Genomic DNA, 16,147 nt, shown 5'->3' on the forward strand with positions numbered 1-16,147 from the left:
CTTTATAGTGGAGGGATGATATGAGAAAAAGTATTGTGTTTATTATAATTATGACTTGCCTATTAGTTGGATGCCACTCTACAAAGCAAGATAAAGGAGAGGTGAAAGAAGAAGGTGACAGAAAAGTAGAGGTAGAGGAACAGATTCAAACAAGCTTGCCTGAATGGACAGAAAAGCACAAGGTATACAAAGAAACCTACGAAGCGATTCAAGACATAGGGAGCCGTGCAGGAGGGAGAGGAAAACTGCTTGAATACGATGAAATTGCAGAATATCCAAGGTTTAATTTTTCGATGGATGACGCCGTCCTTGACCAAGTGTTTGAAGCAATAACGCCCGTGTGGAAGGATAAAGATATTCCGATGTTTGGTTTTATAAATGTGGGATCTGGAGGAGGAGAATCTCTCTTTCAGCACTTGTCTCAGCTTGAGTGTACTTCGTTGAGGCTGGAACTTGATACAAACAATCCAGGTGGAAAATCGATAGCAGACATTAGAAACTTAGTGGAATATAAGCATTCTGTACCATTATCATCTATAAGCAACACCTTTCCTACGGTACTAAGCCTAAAAGAACTTACGCTATCTACGAGATATTCAAGCATTGTTCCAGACATTGCAACGGCCTTTCCAAAGCTTGAGGTGTTGACAATTCTGATAAGTGAGGAACATCCTTTTAAAGGCGCTGAGGAATTAGAGACAATTGAAACGCTGCATCACGTTAATTTGCTGGGAGAGGATTACAAAGTGCTAAAGCCCTCTATTGATGTGATCAATACCTATAATGCAATCAAGAAAATACCATCATTAGAGAAAATCAATGGTGTGGCAAAAGATGAGGTTGAAATACCTATGGATGAAAAGCTGCAGGCAGAACTTGATAAAACAGCTGCGGTAGCCAAAGTAAATGAATATGGAACGAATAAAGTGAAGGAGTTAAGAGACAATCAAGTGAATGCAACTAATGGAGAGTTATTTGTGGGAGAAAAAATCATTGTTTATTTTGATAACAAATCTTCTGTAGAGAATGGGATTGATGAAACGGACTACAGAGGGTTTCCACAGGAAAGGCTAGCCAAGAATTTTGAAGAGGCAGATACCTTTATTATTATTTATGGATATTTTGAAACGGTAGGCAGATATGGTGCAGTATGGGATGCAAATAAGACATATACCATGGTTGCAACAATCAATCTAAAAGGAGATGGCGGGTACAGTTCTTACCTGGTAGGCACAGAGGATCCACCAAGAGAAGCACAAACAGTGAATGGTGTACCGATAGGAACCAGTGGAAAGCTAAAAGAGCAGGAGGCATTTGATTATGTGCTGGGATTGTTGTAGGAGATGGCCTGAAAAATCTTTTCTGCAATCATCTTGTTGCCCTCTCGATTTGGATGGACGCCATCCATAAACCACTCTGGATGAGTCTCTGTCAGGGCGTACAAATCAATTAGATGAACCTCTAATGCTCTGGCAGTATCCGCTACCAGCTGGTGAATAGAACTTGAGACAAGTTCATTTTGGATGTCATAGGGAACCTTGCCATTGTTGAGAGGAAAACATTTCGGAGGCTGCATTAAAAAGATGTTAGGATGATTTTCAAGGTCTTTGAAGGAGCGCACAAAGCCAGGAAGCTCATCCTTCATTTTTTGATAATCCCAATTATAAGGTTTGGAATCATTCGTACCAAGCATCAAAATATAGACATCAGCTTTCTTTTCCAGTGCTTGTCGATAAGAACGCTCTTCAATGTAGGGCTGATCACCAGTTGAAATAAGAGTGCGTCCTCTTAAACCGTAGTTATATACTTTTGCTTTGGAACCAAGTAATCGATTCAAAATAGCGGGATAGGCATCGCGAGAACGAGTAGCAGCAACTCCGGAACCGTAGGTAATACTGTCGCCTACGCAGGCAACAGTCAGTTCCTTTTTTTTATGAAATAGAGAAAACATAGGAAGTCCTTTCGTATTAATGGCGGGTTGCAATATCTTGAAAACAGAAGAAATCAGGATGGTGACGAGATTGAGTATATTCAAACATGATACCATCAGAATTAAAGGTCTGTCCGGTTACGACGGCCAGGGAATTATAATCTCCTAGTTGTAGATATTTCTCATCCATCGGAGTTGCATGTTCCACAGTCATACGACGCTTGCTGGTGACAATCTGCATACCGAGAGAGTGCTCCAGATACTCGTAAATTGAATTTTGGGCAATCTCAGAGGATAGGCCAGGAACCGTAGATTTTAAGAAGATATTGATATCAAAAATCAAAGGGGTATCGTCTAAGAACCGTACTCTTTGAATGTAGTAGAGGTCGCTCCCCAGTGGAAAACCTGTATTCTGTGCAATTCGCTCATCTGCAGTGATTTCAGAAAACTGAAGGACATCTGTATGAGCCTTTTTTTTATTCCTCTTAGCAGATTCTTTAAAGGACTCAATACCGCCAATGGTAAAAGCCGTTTGTTCAATTGGCTGGTAGATAACCTTGACACCTTTTCCCTGAAGAGATTGAACGTACCCTTGCTCAGCCAAAAGTGCAATTCCACGGCGAATGGTATTTCTTGAACAACTATAAATTTTGACCATTGTATTTTCTGAAGGCAGTAATTCTTGAAAAGGATATTCTCTGGCTTCTATTTTTTGTTTTAAATCCCGGTATATTATTTCGAATTTCGATTTTGGCATAGTGTACTTCCTTACTTTTTTACAATATACTTACATTATAAAAGAAATAAGATAGAAGTCAAAGAAAATAAACGGATTGACTTGTTTAAACAAGTGTGATATATTCGAAAAAACATGTTTAAACAAGTAAGGAGGAAAGAAATGGGAAAGTACATTGAAAGTTCCAAAGAGCTATTAGAAGCAATAGGTGGAAAAGAAAACATTGATGCAGTTTCACACTGTGTTACCCGTCTAAGATTTGTACTAAATAATCCGAAAAAGGCAGATATTTCAAGAATTGAAGAGATAAAAGAGGTGAAGGGGACATTTACACAGTCTGGACAGTTTCAGGTAATTATCGGAAATAGTGTTGCCGATTTTTATAATGATTTCGTGGCAGTGGCAGGGGTAGAAGGTGTATCGAAAGAGCGGGTAAAGTCTGCAGCTAAACAGAATCAAAATCTGATTCAGAGAATGATGTCAGCACTTGCAGAAATCTTTGCGCCACTGATTCCTGCAATTATTGTAGGAGGTTTGATTCTGGGCTTTCGGAACTGTATTGACAGTTTATATCTTTTAGAAAATGGAACAAAGACTTTAGTAGAGGTTAGCCAGTTTTGGGCAGGAATCGATAGCTTTCTCTGGCTGATTGGGGAAGCAGTCTTTCACATGCTGCCGGTAGGAATATGTTGGTCGGTTACGAAGAAAATGGGAACCACCCAGATTTTGGGAATTATTCTAGGACTTACACTCGTTTCAGGACAACTCTTGAATGCATACGGTGTGGCTGGAGCAACGGAGATTCCATTCTGGGATTTTGGATTCTTTAAAATTGATATGATTGGATATCAGGCACAAGTTATCCCGGCCATTTTAGCGGCATTTACATTGGTGTATTTAGAAAAGTTTTTCCGGAAAATCACACCTCAGATGGTGTCGATGATTGTAGTCCCTTTCTTTAGTTTACTTCTTTCTGTTATAATTGCACATTTTGCATTAGGACCAATTGGATGGAAAATAGGCTCGGCAATATCCAGCGTTGTATATATGGGAATTACAGGCTCTGCAAAGGCAATATTTGGTGGAATATTTGGTTTCGTATATGCGCCCTTTGTTATTACAGGACTTCACCATATGACCAATGCAATCGATATGCAGTTGATTGCCGACTATCAGGGAACCATGCTATGGCCAATGATAGCCCTGTCTAATATTGCACAAGGCTCCGCTGTATTGGGGATGATTATCCTTCAAAGAAAAAATGCAAAAGCTCAAGAAGTCAACGTGCCGGCTTGTATATCCTGTTACTTAGGAGTAACAGAGCCTGCAATGTTTGGTGTAAACTTAAAATATGGATTTCCTTTTGTGTGCGGTATGATTGGTTCGGCGATTGCAGGAGTTATTAGTGTGGTGACAGGTACCGCCGCAAACGCGATAGGTGTAGGAGGAATCCCTGGAATTCTATCCATTCAGCCCGTACACATGCTGACCTTTGGAATGGCAATGATTGTGGCAATACTGGTACCTCTTAGCCTTACCCTTATCTTAGGAAAGAAAAAGGGAGTTGGGGAAGAAAAGGAAGAGGAATTAAAAGCTTTTTTGGATGGTACGGTTATTCCGCTGAAGGATGTAAAGGACGGGGTGTTTTCCGAAGGTGTACTGGGAGAAGGACTTGCTATCATACCGGAAAATAATATTTTATATGCTCCGGCAGGAGGTGTGGCAACTCTTTTAATGGAGGAGACGAAACATGCCATTGGATTACTTTTAGATAATGGAGCAGAGATTCTATTACATGTGGGAATTGACACCATCAATCTAAAGGGTGAGGGCTTTGAATATTTGGTGGAAGAAGGAGCAAGAATAAAGAGTGGAACGCCTCTTATCCGATTCGATCTGGATAAGATAAAGGAAAAAGGATATTCCACTGCCACAGTTTGTGTTCTGACAGGAGGAAAAGCCTTTGAAAAGCCAGAATTTATAACTGGGAAAAAAGGGAAAGCGAAGAGTACAACAATCATAAGACTGAAATAGGTGAATAAATGAATAACTTTCAAGATAAAGTAGTTTATCAAATTTATATTAAATCTTTTAAAGACTCCAATGGTGATGGAATTGGGGATCTAAAGGGAGTAACAGAAAAATTGGATTACCTAAAAGAGCTGGGGGTAGATTACATATGGATTACACCTTTCTATGCATCCCCGCTGAATGATAATGGATATGACATAATGGATTATTACCAAGTGGATCCCTTATTTGGGACAATGGAGGACTTGGAAAATCTCATTGCACAAGGGAAGAAACGCGGCATATCCTTGATGACAGATTTGGTATTTAATCATACTTCCACGAAACATGAGTGGTTTCAAAAAGCACTTGCAGGAGATGAAGAATATCAGAAATATTACATTTTCAAAGAGGGAGAGTTTGGTGAGCCGCCAACCAACTGGGTCTCAAAGTTTGGAGGAAGCACGTGGGAATATGTGCCCCATCTGAAAAAGTGGTATCTACACCTTTTTGATAAAACTCAGGCGGATTTAAACTGGGAAAATCCTAAGGTACGTGAAGAACTAAAAGAAGTAGTGAAATTTTGGCGGGGAAAAGGGGTGGAGGGATTCCGTTTTGACGTAATCAACCTTATCTCAAAGCCAGAGAACTTTCAAAATGATACAATCGGTGACGGACGGAGATTTTATACCGATGGACCGAAAATCCATGAGTATCTGAAAGAGCTTGTAAAAGACACAGGCATCCGGGAGTTGATGACAGTCGGCGAGATGTCTTCTACCTCTATCGAAGATTGCATTCGGTATTCTAATCCGAAAGAGGAAGAGTTGACTATGTGCTTTAGCTTTCACCATTTAAAGGTTGACTATAAGAATCAGGACAAATGGGAAATTATGGAGCCGGATCTTATAGAGCTTCAAAAAATCTTCCGGAACTGGCAGCTTGGGATGCAGAAGGGAGGAGGATGGAACGCTCTCTTTTGGTGCAACCATGATCAGCCAAGAAGCGTCTCCAGATTTGGAGATGACAAAGCGTATTGGCTGGAGTCGTCGAAAATGCTTGCGACTTTTCTCCATCTTTTAAGAGGAACCCCCTACATTTATCAAGGGGAGGAAATTGGAATGACAAATGGGTACTTCATCTCCATTGAGGAATATAAGGATGTGGAAAGTATTAATTATTATCAAATCATGATAGAGGAAGGAAAAACAAAGGAAGAGGCTTTGAAAATTTTAAGAGAAAGATCCAGGGATAATGGGAGAACACCAATGCAGTGGAATCAAGAGAAGTTTTATGGATTTTCTCAAGTCAAACCTTGGATACCTTTTGGGAAATATGAATATCCAATAACGGCAGAGGAACAGGTAGGAAAAGAGGGAAGTATATTCTCTTATTACCAAGAGCTGATTCGATTGCGAAAAGAGAGGAGTGCTATTTCAAGAGGTGAAATCACATTTTTCGATGAGACTCCTGGAATTATTGGTTATAAGAGAAGAAATAATCAGGAAGAAATATTGGTATTCTGCAATTTCACGAATCAAGATCTGAGCTTAAAAACACAGTGGAAGAAAGATGATTTTTTTGTCTTATTACAGAACTATGTAAAGCTGGAAGAAAATGGCAAGAGAAATTCACTTAGACCGTATGAGACCCTTGTGCTTTTAGCTGAATCATAAAAATGCCATTAATTAATATGGTATCTAATTCACTGGCACTGGTATCAAGTACAGTTCGAAAACTGTTTTTTGTTGTGCCAATTTTTCGGTTCCCTTCATCACTAAGGTCTTAAACAGTTTGTCTGCATCCTGACCAATTGCTGTGGCTGCCTCATTCCCTCTAACGGCTCCTGAATCAACATATGAATGAAATTTATAGTTGATAGATTCAAAGAGCAAGATACTTCCGTGTAAATTGTGCACGGAAGTAGTAAATAGACGGTCTACGAAGGGAGTTTTGTTATGATAAAAATATTGTGTGCCACGGCAATAGCCGCTATTTCTCCAGCAGCACTGCTCGACAGATCGCAATGCGCGGCATTTCTCGCACCCGAAAGCCATGCTGTTCAAATATCCTCAGACTTTTTCGGTAAGCAGATTTTCCCACATGACCAATGGGTTCAGCAAACAAAAGCAGCCCTCCATCGCGCAAAGCCGCGTAAACTTCTCGAGCCAGGCGATCTTGGTCGGGTACCTCATGTGCCATCATGAATGCCAGTGCAAAGTCTATACAGCCGGTGTAGTCCTCCAGACTCAGAGCGCTTTGCTCGCATTGATGAGGTATTATTAACTGATCCACACCAGATTTTTGAGCATTTTGCTGTATGCCAGCAAGCATTTTCTGCTGGAGATCTACGGCGATCACCTTGCCGTTATCCCCGACCATTTTGGCCATGGGGATGGTGAAATAGCCCATTCCGCAGCCGATGTCCAGTGCGGTCATACCCGCTTTCAAATATGGTCCCAGAATAGCCTTGGGGGAGTGCAGGATTTTGCGGGCTCTCCAGTTGAGGGAGTGTCCTGCCCACCAGGGACAAACAAAGGTCTCTGCCATGTCGTAACCTCCTTTATTTCATAAAATTCTCCAGCGCGGCAAGTTTGGAAAAGCGCTGGAGAATTTTGTTACAGTCACTGGCGTAACCGGTGTCGATGGGAATCCACCCAAGCTCGGTCTCCAGCAAATAATTGCGGAGGACATAGCTACCGATTTTAGGAAGCTTGATTTTCACAAAGTTTCACTCCCTCACTCGCCACATTTCTTGTTATCCACTATATGGGATGTAAAGATCATTGTCAATGGAAATACCATATTGTGTTTGCACCAAAATCCGAAGCAGATACCGGAGTGGATGAGAATACTATATTTATGGCAATGTGAAGTTTGATTTGGGGTCATAATGGTTTTGTGATAAACTAAAACGATAAAAATATAAACTTGACAAATTTAATGTAATATATCTCAAAGTCAAATGTTACAATTTATTGATAAAACACATGTCAAATGTACCCCAAAATATCAATAAAGATAATATTGGACTTGTTCAGATGTTATACTGCAATCATGGAAAAGCGTTTAGAGGGTATATAGATTGTTCTATTAATTGTGATGAAAGGATAGAGTAACGTGAAGACAGATATGAAAAAAATAATTGCGGTTTTTCTGGTAATATTATTTTGTAGTTCTCCATTGCAAACATTGGCAAATGAATTAGAGGAAGAAGATGTAGAGGTTATTCATGAAGAAAAAGAAGTAATAAAAGAAGATATTGCAGACGAAAACAAAAATCAAAAACAGGATGAGATAATATCTAAAGATGACAGTATACCAATTATAGTTGATGAAATTCCCTATGAAAAATCGTCAGTTAGTACAAGGGCAGTTATAGGACAATGATCGGCAGTTAAATAATTGGCTTCATAAATACATATACAAGCGTAATTTTGATAGCCTAGTTGGCTGCACATTGCGAAAAGAATATGAAAGTGGTAAAATTAGAACAGAAGAAGAGTTTAAGGAGGTGTTAGACCGTGTGTTATTTGATAGCAAAAAGGATTGATGATGTTGGCAGTTTGGCAATGCAGACGGAGCATGGTCAGCATCTTGTGGCATTCAAAAAGAAATTGATTTCGGAAATAGGTATGAAAGATATCCAGTTAATAACAATTAGCCGTCCATCAGCGTATGGAGAGTATGAGCCATATCGATTCGTTGATTCTGAGCAGGAGTTTGAACAAGCTGTACTGAAAATGTAAAATAAAAATGCTGACAAGCACTTTTCACATAGTTGAAAGGTGCTTTTTTTGTCCATTTGTTGGAAATGAAGTAACATAATATCTAAGTAGCTTAATATATTTGGACACAAGCCGAGAATATGATATATTATTTTATAGAAAGAAAACTGACAAAATCAAAGAACAAGATACTTCCGTGTAAAATATGCACGGAAGTAGTAAATAGACGTCTTACAAAGGGGGTTTTAGCTATGATAAAAATATTAATGGTGTGCCACGGCAGGAGATTAACTGAACGCCGATGATACGCGTGGTTGTGCGGTTTTAAGGATCTGCCTATTTGAGTTTACTAACGATTTACTAATGATTTTTTTAAAAGTGAGTTTGCCTTAGTGCGATGGCAAAATACAATGAATTAGTGTAAAGCGAAGTGAAGTGAAGTTTATATGAATGAGATAGTACTCTTTAGTGACGGAGATATCGAATTAGAAGTATCGGTTTCGCCAGAGAGCGATACAGTTTGGTTAACTCAAGATCAAATGGCAGCTCTATTTGAAAAGAATCGAACTGTAATAAGTCGCCATATAACAAATATTTTTTCAGAGGGTGAATTAGAGCAAGATACTTCCGTGCAAATTATGCACGGAAGTAGTAATAATGGGCATCGGCCGCCTCAAATTAATTAATCTATTAAATGCAGATTGGAAACAACGACAGCCCTATTTGGGGCTATTGATGTAACTGAGGATGTGATGGAGAAGATTATTTTCTGAAACCACAGATAAAATACAGGATAAGAGATATTTAACATGAATAATTAAAAGGCACTTTTCATTAAGTTGAAAGGTGCTTTTTTTGTGCCTATTTGGCAGAAAGGAGAGATATGGATAACTGTAAAATTATTGCAATTGCCAATCAAAAAGGTGGTGTTGGAAAAACCACAACAACGATAAGCTTAGGCGTTGGATTGGCTCAAAGAGGAAGAAGAGTTTTGTTGGTGGATGCGGATCCTCAAGGCGATCTCACAACAAGTTTAGGTTGTAATGATAGCGATTTAATAGATATTACGCTAGCAACCTATATGGAAGCTACCATCCGAGATATGCCAATACCGAAGGGTGGCATAGTTCATCATTATGAGGGGGTAGACGTGATTCCAGCAAATCTAGAGTTAGCAACGACAGAAATGTCACTAGTAAATGCTATGAGTCGAGAGTTCACATTGAAAAACTGCTTGGAGCCGTTAAAAGATGAATACGACTATATTTTAATTGATTGTATGCCTAGCTTGGGGATGATTACCATTAATGCTTTAGCAGCTGCAGATAGCGTGATTATTCCGGTGCAAGCTCACTATTTGCCAGCTAAGGGAATGACACAGCTCATAAGTACAATAAACAAGGTAAAGAGACAGATTAATCCGGTATTACAGATAGATGGAGCGCTTCTAACGTTGGCTGACATGCGAACAAATCTATCAAGAGAAACGGAAACAACTCTTCGAGAGAGCTATGGGGAGCATATTCGCATTTATGACACAGTTATACCTGTGGGGATAAGTGCTGCAGAAACATCGGCGCTTGGGAAGAGTATATTTCTGCATGAACCAAATAGTAAAGTGGCAAAGGCATATGAAATATTTGTTGAGGAGGTGATGAGAGGTGGCAAAAAAAGAAATCAAACTCGAACTCCCTTCTGTCGATGATTTGTTCACGACTCAAGAGGAACGAGACCAAAAGACGGCGGAACAGATTCTAGAAATACCAGTAAAGGAAATCAGCGACTTTCCTAATCATCCTTTTAAGGTACGTCTAGACAAGGAAATGCAGGACATGATAGAAAGCATAAATCAGTATGGCATACTCGTTCCTGCCATTGTTAGGGAAAAGGAGGGCGGCTCCATTGAAATGATTTCAGGACATCGGCGTAAATTCGCAGCCATAGAAGCAGGACTTTCGGTAATTCCCTGTATTAAGAAAAGTCTAACCGATGATGAAGCAATCATTATCATGGTGGATGCGAATATTCAGAGAGAGAATATTCTCCCTTCGGAAAAGGCGTTTGCGTTTAAATTGAAATTGGAGGCAATGAAGCGACAAGGCAAACGAACGGACTTAACTTCGTCTCCACTGGAGACGAAGTTAAAAAGCTCTAGATCGGATGTAGAACTGGGACGTCAAGTGGGTGAGAGTAAGGAGCAGATTCATCGCTATATACGTTTAACAAATCTAACCCCGGATATTCTGGATTTAGTGGATGAGGGTAGGATTGCTTTCCGCCCAGCGGTAGAGGTGTCATACTTGACAGAACAGGAGCAGTCAATCTTATATGACAACATCGTTCTTGAAGAGAAGACCCCATCTCTTTCACAAGCCGTAAAGATGAAAAACTTATCGAAAAAAGGTGAGCTGGATGATGAAGGAATCTTTAAAATTATGATTGAAGAGAAGGGGAATCAAAAGGAACAATTTAAGATGCCCAAAGAAAAAATAGGTCGCTATTTTCCTGAAGGGACAACTAAGGAGGTTATGCAAGATACCATCATCAAAGCCTTGGAATATTATCAAAAACGAACGAAAGAGAAAACGAGGTGATGGGAGATGGCAAATAAGATTCGTGATGCCCCGTTAGCATTTGATTATTTTTATGGGATGGAGGCCGATCAGTTCAGTTTTTTTCGAATACCCAAGTGCTTATTTACAGAGCCAGAAATGGAGAGGGTTTCAACGGAAGCAAAATTGGTTTATGGTGTGTTATTGGACCGGATGCAGTTATCCGTGCAGAATAGGTGGCTCGATAAGAACAACCGTGTTTATATAATCTACCCTGTAGATGAATTGATGGCGATGTTAAAATTTTCTAGACAAAAGATAACGAAGTATATGGCTGAACTGGATGAAAAAACGGGAGTGGGTCTAATTGAGAAAAAGCGCCTAGGCCAAGGAAAGGCGAATATCATTTACGTAAAAAACTTCATTCCTTACGAACGTCGAAGGCAACAAGATGATGTCATGAAAAAACAGAATCTTCAGAAATTCCAATATGGAATTTCTAAAGATTCCGATACGGAACTTCTAGAAGTTCCTATATGGAACGGTAATAATACTGAATATAGTGATACTGAAAAGAATAATAATCCATCTATCAGAAATGAGCTAGCTGATGAAGAATTGATTGATCGGATGAGAAGAGTAATTCAGGAGAATATTGAATATAATAATTTGATTGAACGCTCAGACCAGGCAAGTGTGGATGAGATTGTGGAGTTGATGCTAGAGGTTCTGTGTGATCAGGGGTCTAGAATTAAGATTGGGCAAAGAGAGTATTCTCTGGCATTGGTACAAGGGCAGATTATGAAGCTTAAATTTTCTCATGTTTTGTATGTTCTTGATTGCTTGAGGACTACAACAGCTAAAATCCATAATATAAAAAGTTATCTGCTAACCACGCTCTTTAATGCTTCGAAGACAATGAGTCATTACTATCAGCAACAAGTGAATCATGAGCTTTATGGAGAACCTTAGCAGGAGCCAATTTTACACCTTTTACAAAAAGTAATGGGTTATGGTATACCTAAAGAAAAGGATAAAGGGGGACAGGAATATGTTGTTTGAAAAAAGGTGTTGGCGACCAGGCTTGATTTTAAAAGTGTTATTTATACTTCTGTTTTTGCTTATCTTGGGGATTCAGGCATTTTCTAAAGAGGAGATTGTGTATACGGATGTGAAGCCGCAAATTGTTGGTGCTACAAGTGAGAAGCCGCAAGAGGGAGGTGAGCAACCAGAAGCAAAGGAAAAGAAGGCGATCACCTTCAAAGAGGTGAGTAAACAGGAGCAAAATAAAAAAGCTGATAAACAGGCCAATGTAGTAGATGCAAGTACAAAGGCGAAAGTGTCAAAGACAGCTGTGGAAGCTACAGTTCTAGCAGCAACTCATTCAAGTGAGAAAGGGATATCAAGTGAAGCTAATCAACCAAGAAGACGATGGATTGAAGGCCAGACAAAGACTAGAGAGATTCCAACGATTATACAAGAAGCTAGAACCGAAGTTATTCCAGCCGAGTATCGGACAGAATATTATATGGCATGTAGTGTTTGCCAGATAGAGCTTACCAACGATACTGTTAATTCTCACACAGAAGGACATATGCTAGCAGGTGAAGGTGGTGGCAGTTATCAAACTTCGAGAAATGTACTTGTGAGAGAAGAACAAGTTGTACAACATGAAGCAGCCTGGGGAACCAAGACGGAAGAGTATGTGGTACCAGGTTATTGGGAATATTATTAGAATTGACAGGATAGTACTATAGAGAGTGGCAAAAGGTGGTTACTACTTTTTTTAACTTAGGAATGTTATAATTAACTAACTTTGAATTTGTAAATCAGTTTAAGAAAGAAATCGTAAAAATGATAAGGGGGGAACAACCTTGAAAATGCCAGATAAAATTGAAGATATTATGCTTGCCCCCTGCGGCATGAATTGTGCCGTCTGCTATAAACATGTAGGTGTACGAAAATATGGGAAACCTTGCGAGGGGTGTTTGAAAGGTGATTTAGGAAAACCTGAACATTGCCGTAAGTGTAATATCAAAAGTTGTGCACAGGATATGGGATATGTACATTGCTTTGAGTGTGCCGACTTTTCCTGTAAACTGATTAAAAACCTTGAAAAGAGCTACAAAAAAAGATATAAAACAAGTCTTGTTGAAAATAGTATCGTAGCACATGAAAAGGGGATTGTCGGCTTTTTAGAACAAGACCGTCAAAAATGGACTTGTTTAAAATGTGGCGGTGCTTTCTCCCTCCATGATGGGGCTTGTAGTGAGTGTGGAAATACAGAACGCTAATCAATATTAAAAGCATATGACTGGCAAATTCCAGTTTGTCAGACGTATAATCGTTTAAAGATGATGAATGTATAAGGACTATCGCGCAATAGCAACCCAAAAGGCAGGTAAAAATACCTGTCTTTTTTCATGCAAAAGAAAGGAAAAAAATATGAATAAAGGAAAGTTATACCAAATTATTGCAAGTATCGTTGCAGTGATTTTTTTATGTTCGCCGATAATGATTCAAGCAAAAATGAAGAGCACTCCGATATCCAATCAGCAAAAAACAGAGATTATGAATGAGCTAGCGGAGCGTATTGGTGAAGATAAGCATAAGGCAGAAGGTCCTAGCGAGGAAAGCCTGGAAATAAAAGATGTTCCGCGCGCCAAACGCCTATTGCGAACGGGAACAGTAAACCATGTGGTAGGCCGCACAATCTTTTATGAGAGCTGGTTTACCAATTATTTTACCGCAGGTGACCGAGTTGCCTATTGTCTGCAGCCAGCCGTAGAGACGCCGCCAACTGGTAATTATGGAATCAGTCGCTACGTTCCCAATAACAGTCGCTATGCAAAAGGACTCTATTACTTATACGGTGGTCCGGGCTATCAGACTTGGTATCAAAACTTTGGCGCAATCGGTGCCAGTGGCGCTGGTTACAATGAGGACTCAGAATACACCATGACCCATGTAATGATTTCCTACATTTATGATCCCGGCGGTTCCGCATTTGTAGGCTTGAGTCAAGATATTATTCAAGCGTTAGTCCATCAAGTGAGTCTACTAGACCAATTGCCAGACGCACCATGGACCTTTCAAGCATTTGTGTATAACGAAGACGGTGCCGGTCAAGTGATGGGTGGTTCCTCTTATACCCCGAACGGAAAAGTAAAGATTAAAAAGGTGTCTGCGAACCCAGAGATTACCGAAGGCAATGGCTGCTATTCTTTTGAGGGAGCAGAGTTTACGGTCTTTAAAGCGGGCACCAATGACGTGGTGGGAACACTGGTTGCAGATGCAGAAGGGAATACAGGAGAGCTTGAAGCACTAGAGGGCGAGTATCAAATTCAAGAGACGAAAAGCCCGAAAGGATATCTCTCAAAAGTCGACCGCGTATCGGTAACTGTTACTCGGGAGAAGACCGCAACAGTAGAAATCAAAAATGTTCCGGGCAATGACCCTATAGGGATGCTGCTAGGAAAGATAGATGCAGAAACCAATAAGGATAAGCCTCAAGGAACAGCGAAACTAATAGATGGTGAGTTTACCGTTAAATACTATGATGTACTCCTAAGCGATGCAGAAAAAGATGTAGACCCAGGAACAAAAGGATATGAGCCTAAACGCACATGGATATTTAAGACGAATGAGAACGGGTTTGCCAATCTACACGGCGCCTATCAGATTGGTGGCGATGCTCTTTACTTGAGTAACGGTATGCCAACGGTTCCTTTTGGTACATTAACAGTACAAGAAACAAAGGCGCCGTCAGGGTATCTATTAACGGATAAAGAGGGAAAGACTCCCGGTGTTCATGTAAGAAGGATTATTCCAGATGAACACGGACAACCGGTCTATGAATATAATGTGCCTCTGCAAGAGGACCAGGTAATCCGAGGAGATCTAAAAGGAGTAAAGGTTTCTGATGGTGACCAAAAGCGAATGGCTTACGTTCCGTTTCGAATCACATCGGTAACCACAAAAGAAAGCCATGTAGTAGTTACCGATAAGAACGGACAATTCAGTACATCGTCCCAGTGGAATCTGCACTCAAATAATACCAATCGAGGAGAGGAGCCAACAGATGGTATCTGGTTTGGTGAACTTACCACATTAGACGATAAAAGAGGAGCGTTAATCTACGATACCTATCTAGTAGAAGAATTACCTTGTGAGGTAAATGAAGACCGTGTATTACTTGAACCGATTGAAGTCACCATTAGTAGAGAGATGACCACCATCGATTTAGGTACCATCACCAATGATTACAAATCTGTTCCAGCCATTGGTACGAAAGCAAAGGATAAAAAGACAGGAACTCAGGAAGCACTCGCCGAGAAAGAAATGATCTTTGAAGATGAAGTTCGCTATGAGAATCTAACGAAGGAACTTGAGTATGAGCTACGAGGCATCTTGATGGATAAAGAAACGAAGAAGCCACTTCTTATAAACGACAAAGAAGTGACGGCGACAAAGACCTTTCAGACAAAGGAAATGAATGACACGGAAATCATGACTTTTACCTTTGACGGAAGCGCACTTGGTGGAAAAGATATTGTCGTGTTTGAAGAACTGTACCTAGACGGAAAACTAGTGGCTAGTCATGCGGACATCGAAGATAAAGATCAAACGATTCGGATTAAGGAGCCAGAAAAGCCGGCAGAACCAGTGAACCCACCGAAGGAAGTAGTAAATACCGGAGATGGTGCCAATATTATCATTCTCTTGGCCTTTGCTCTAGTGAGTGCAATCGTAGCTATCGTTATCTTAAAAAAGAGAAGGAAATAGTAGGGGAGGGGCCTTGTGCCCCTTCCAATCAGGTCACCAAGAAGGTGGCTTTTTAATTGGAGGAAACGAAAAATGAAGAGAAATAAATATAAAAGATATGGAGCGAAGACAAAAGGAGTATTAGCGGTAGTGGAAGCACTAACGCTTTCCCTTATTCTAACCATACCTAGTTTTGCTGCTATAGATGTCGGGGCAATCACAAAGCCTATTGATGTGATAAAAACCGTACTGATTGCGGTGGTTGTAGGTATTGGTACGATTGTGCTAATCCTAGGAGTTGTCGATCTGGTGACAAGTTGGGGAGATCATAATACAGGAGGATTAAAGACCGCAGCGTTTAAGATTGCTGCTGGCGGACTGTTGGTTGGCATTTCTACTTTACTCGCACTTATGGGGTATTAAGGAG

Annotated in this window: 18 protein-coding genes; 13 read left to right on the forward strand and 5 right to left on the reverse strand. The window is 40.1% G+C overall.

The genetic code is table 11. The annotated features are described in order from the left end of the window. The first annotated feature begins 20 nt into the window (after nucleotides 1-20). Nucleotides 21-1,340 (forward strand): hypothetical protein, encoded by a 1,320-nt coding sequence (locus NHH15_RS00950; protein ID WP_262064762.1) that lies wholly within the window; start codon nucleotides 21-23, stop codon nucleotides 1,338-1,340. On the opposite strand, the gene NHH15_RS00955 is transcribed toward NHH15_RS00950, so the two are convergent. After that, a complete protein-coding gene (locus tag NHH15_RS00955) occupies nucleotides 1,319-2,035 on the reverse strand; it encodes a GDSL-type esterase/lipase family protein (RefSeq protein WP_262064763.1) in 717 nt (238 codons plus the stop codon). The two genes, NHH15_RS00950 and NHH15_RS00955, sit on opposite strands and share 22 nt — an antisense overlap. Continuing rightward, nucleotides 1,968-2,687 carry a trehalose operon repressor gene (treR, locus tag NHH15_RS00960; protein WP_262064764.1) on the reverse strand — a complete coding sequence of 240 codons (720 nt, stop codon included), beginning with the start codon at nucleotides 2,685-2,687 and terminating at the stop codon, nucleotides 1,968-1,970. Before treR ends, NHH15_RS00955 begins: the two co-directional genes overlap by 68 nt. A gap of 141 nt (nucleotides 2,688-2,828) precedes the next feature. Here treR and treP point away from each other — a divergent pair, with 141 nt between their 5' ends. Then, entirely contained in the window at nucleotides 2,829-4,700 is a 1,872-nt protein-coding gene (gene treP, locus NHH15_RS00965; RefSeq protein WP_262064765.1) for a PTS system trehalose-specific EIIBC component, read from the forward strand. An 8-nt stretch (nucleotides 4,701-4,708) separates the two neighbouring features. Next, nucleotides 4,709-6,352, forward strand: a complete 1,644-nt coding sequence (gene treC / locus NHH15_RS00970) for an alpha,alpha-phosphotrehalase (RefSeq protein ID WP_262064766.1) — start codon at nucleotides 4,709-4,711, stop codon at nucleotides 6,350-6,352. Between the two features lie 24 nt (nucleotides 6,353-6,376). On the opposite strand, the gene NHH15_RS00975 is transcribed toward treC, so the two are convergent. The 3 genes from NHH15_RS00975 to NHH15_RS00985 all read right to left on the reverse strand — a co-directional run bounded on the left by NHH15_RS00975 (nucleotide 6,377) and on the right by NHH15_RS00985 (nucleotide 7,401). Next, complete coding sequence (locus NHH15_RS00975) at nucleotides 6,377-6,571, reverse strand: YbaK/EbsC family protein (protein WP_262064767.1); 195 nt, start codon at nucleotides 6,569-6,571, stop codon at nucleotides 6,377-6,379. A gap of 97 nt (nucleotides 6,572-6,668) precedes the next feature. Beyond that, on the reverse strand, nucleotides 6,669-7,226 hold the full coding sequence (locus tag NHH15_RS00980) for a class I SAM-dependent methyltransferase (protein WP_262064768.1): 558 nt from the start codon (nucleotides 7,224-7,226) through the stop codon (nucleotides 6,669-6,671). A 13-nt stretch (nucleotides 7,227-7,239) separates the two neighbouring features. Next, complete coding sequence (locus NHH15_RS00985; protein ID WP_262064769.1) at nucleotides 7,240-7,401, reverse strand: hypothetical protein; 162 nt, start codon at nucleotides 7,399-7,401, stop codon at nucleotides 7,240-7,242. Nucleotides 7,402-7,808: 407 nt separating this feature from the next. On the opposite strand from NHH15_RS00985, the gene NHH15_RS00990 reads away from it, so the two are divergent. The 10 genes from NHH15_RS00990 (at nucleotide 7,809) to NHH15_RS01035 (ending at nucleotide 16,143) form a co-directional block, all read left to right on the forward strand. After that, nucleotides 7,809-8,066 carry a hypothetical protein gene (locus NHH15_RS00990; protein ID WP_262064770.1) on the forward strand — a complete coding sequence of 86 codons (258 nt, stop codon included), beginning with the start codon at nucleotides 7,809-7,811 and terminating at the stop codon, nucleotides 8,064-8,066. A 134-nt stretch (nucleotides 8,067-8,200) separates the two neighbouring features. Continuing rightward, on the forward strand, nucleotides 8,201-8,425 hold the full coding sequence (locus NHH15_RS00995) for a DUF6718 family protein (RefSeq protein ID WP_262064771.1): 225 nt from the start codon (nucleotides 8,201-8,203) through the stop codon (nucleotides 8,423-8,425). 425 nt (nucleotides 8,426-8,850) lie between these two features. Continuing rightward, nucleotides 8,851-9,090, forward strand: coding sequence for a death-on-curing protein (locus NHH15_RS01000; RefSeq protein WP_262064772.1), 240 nt, complete (start codon nucleotides 8,851-8,853; stop codon nucleotides 9,088-9,090). A gap of 197 nt (nucleotides 9,091-9,287) precedes the next feature. Beyond that, nucleotides 9,288-10,109 (forward strand): ParA family protein, encoded by an 822-nt coding sequence (locus NHH15_RS01005; protein WP_262064773.1) that lies wholly within the window; start codon nucleotides 9,288-9,290, stop codon nucleotides 10,107-10,109. Further along, nucleotides 10,066-10,998: a ParB/RepB/Spo0J family partition protein gene (locus NHH15_RS01010; protein WP_262064774.1), complete on the forward strand. Its 933-nt coding sequence runs from the start codon at nucleotides 10,066-10,068 to the stop codon at nucleotides 10,996-10,998. Before NHH15_RS01005 ends, NHH15_RS01010 begins: the two co-directional genes overlap by 44 nt. A 6-nt stretch (nucleotides 10,999-11,004) precedes the next feature. Beyond that, on the forward strand, nucleotides 11,005-11,928 hold the full coding sequence (locus tag NHH15_RS01015) for a replication initiator protein A (protein ID WP_262064775.1): 924 nt from the start codon (nucleotides 11,005-11,007) through the stop codon (nucleotides 11,926-11,928). Between the two features lie 79 nt (nucleotides 11,929-12,007). Next, nucleotides 12,008-12,691: a hypothetical protein gene (locus NHH15_RS01020; protein WP_262064776.1), complete on the forward strand. Its 684-nt coding sequence runs from the start codon at nucleotides 12,008-12,010 to the stop codon at nucleotides 12,689-12,691. Between the two features lie 139 nt (nucleotides 12,692-12,830). Beyond that, nucleotides 12,831-13,250, forward strand: coding sequence for a DUF3795 domain-containing protein (locus NHH15_RS01025; protein WP_262064777.1), 420 nt, complete (start codon nucleotides 12,831-12,833; stop codon nucleotides 13,248-13,250). Between the two features lie 151 nt (nucleotides 13,251-13,401). Further along, complete coding sequence (locus NHH15_RS01030) at nucleotides 13,402-15,741, forward strand: VaFE repeat-containing surface-anchored protein (RefSeq protein WP_262064778.1); 2,340 nt, start codon at nucleotides 13,402-13,404, stop codon at nucleotides 15,739-15,741. 72 nt (nucleotides 15,742-15,813) lie between these two features. Then, a complete protein-coding gene (locus NHH15_RS01035; protein WP_262064779.1) occupies nucleotides 15,814-16,143 on the forward strand; it encodes a hypothetical protein in 330 nt (109 codons plus the stop codon). Nucleotides 16,144-16,147 lie beyond the last annotated feature (4 nt).

It is taken from the genome of Aequitasia blattaphilus (assembly GCF_024721305.1).
Classification (GTDB): domain Bacteria; phylum Bacillota; class Clostridia; order Lachnospirales; family Lachnospiraceae; genus Aequitasia; species Aequitasia blattaphila.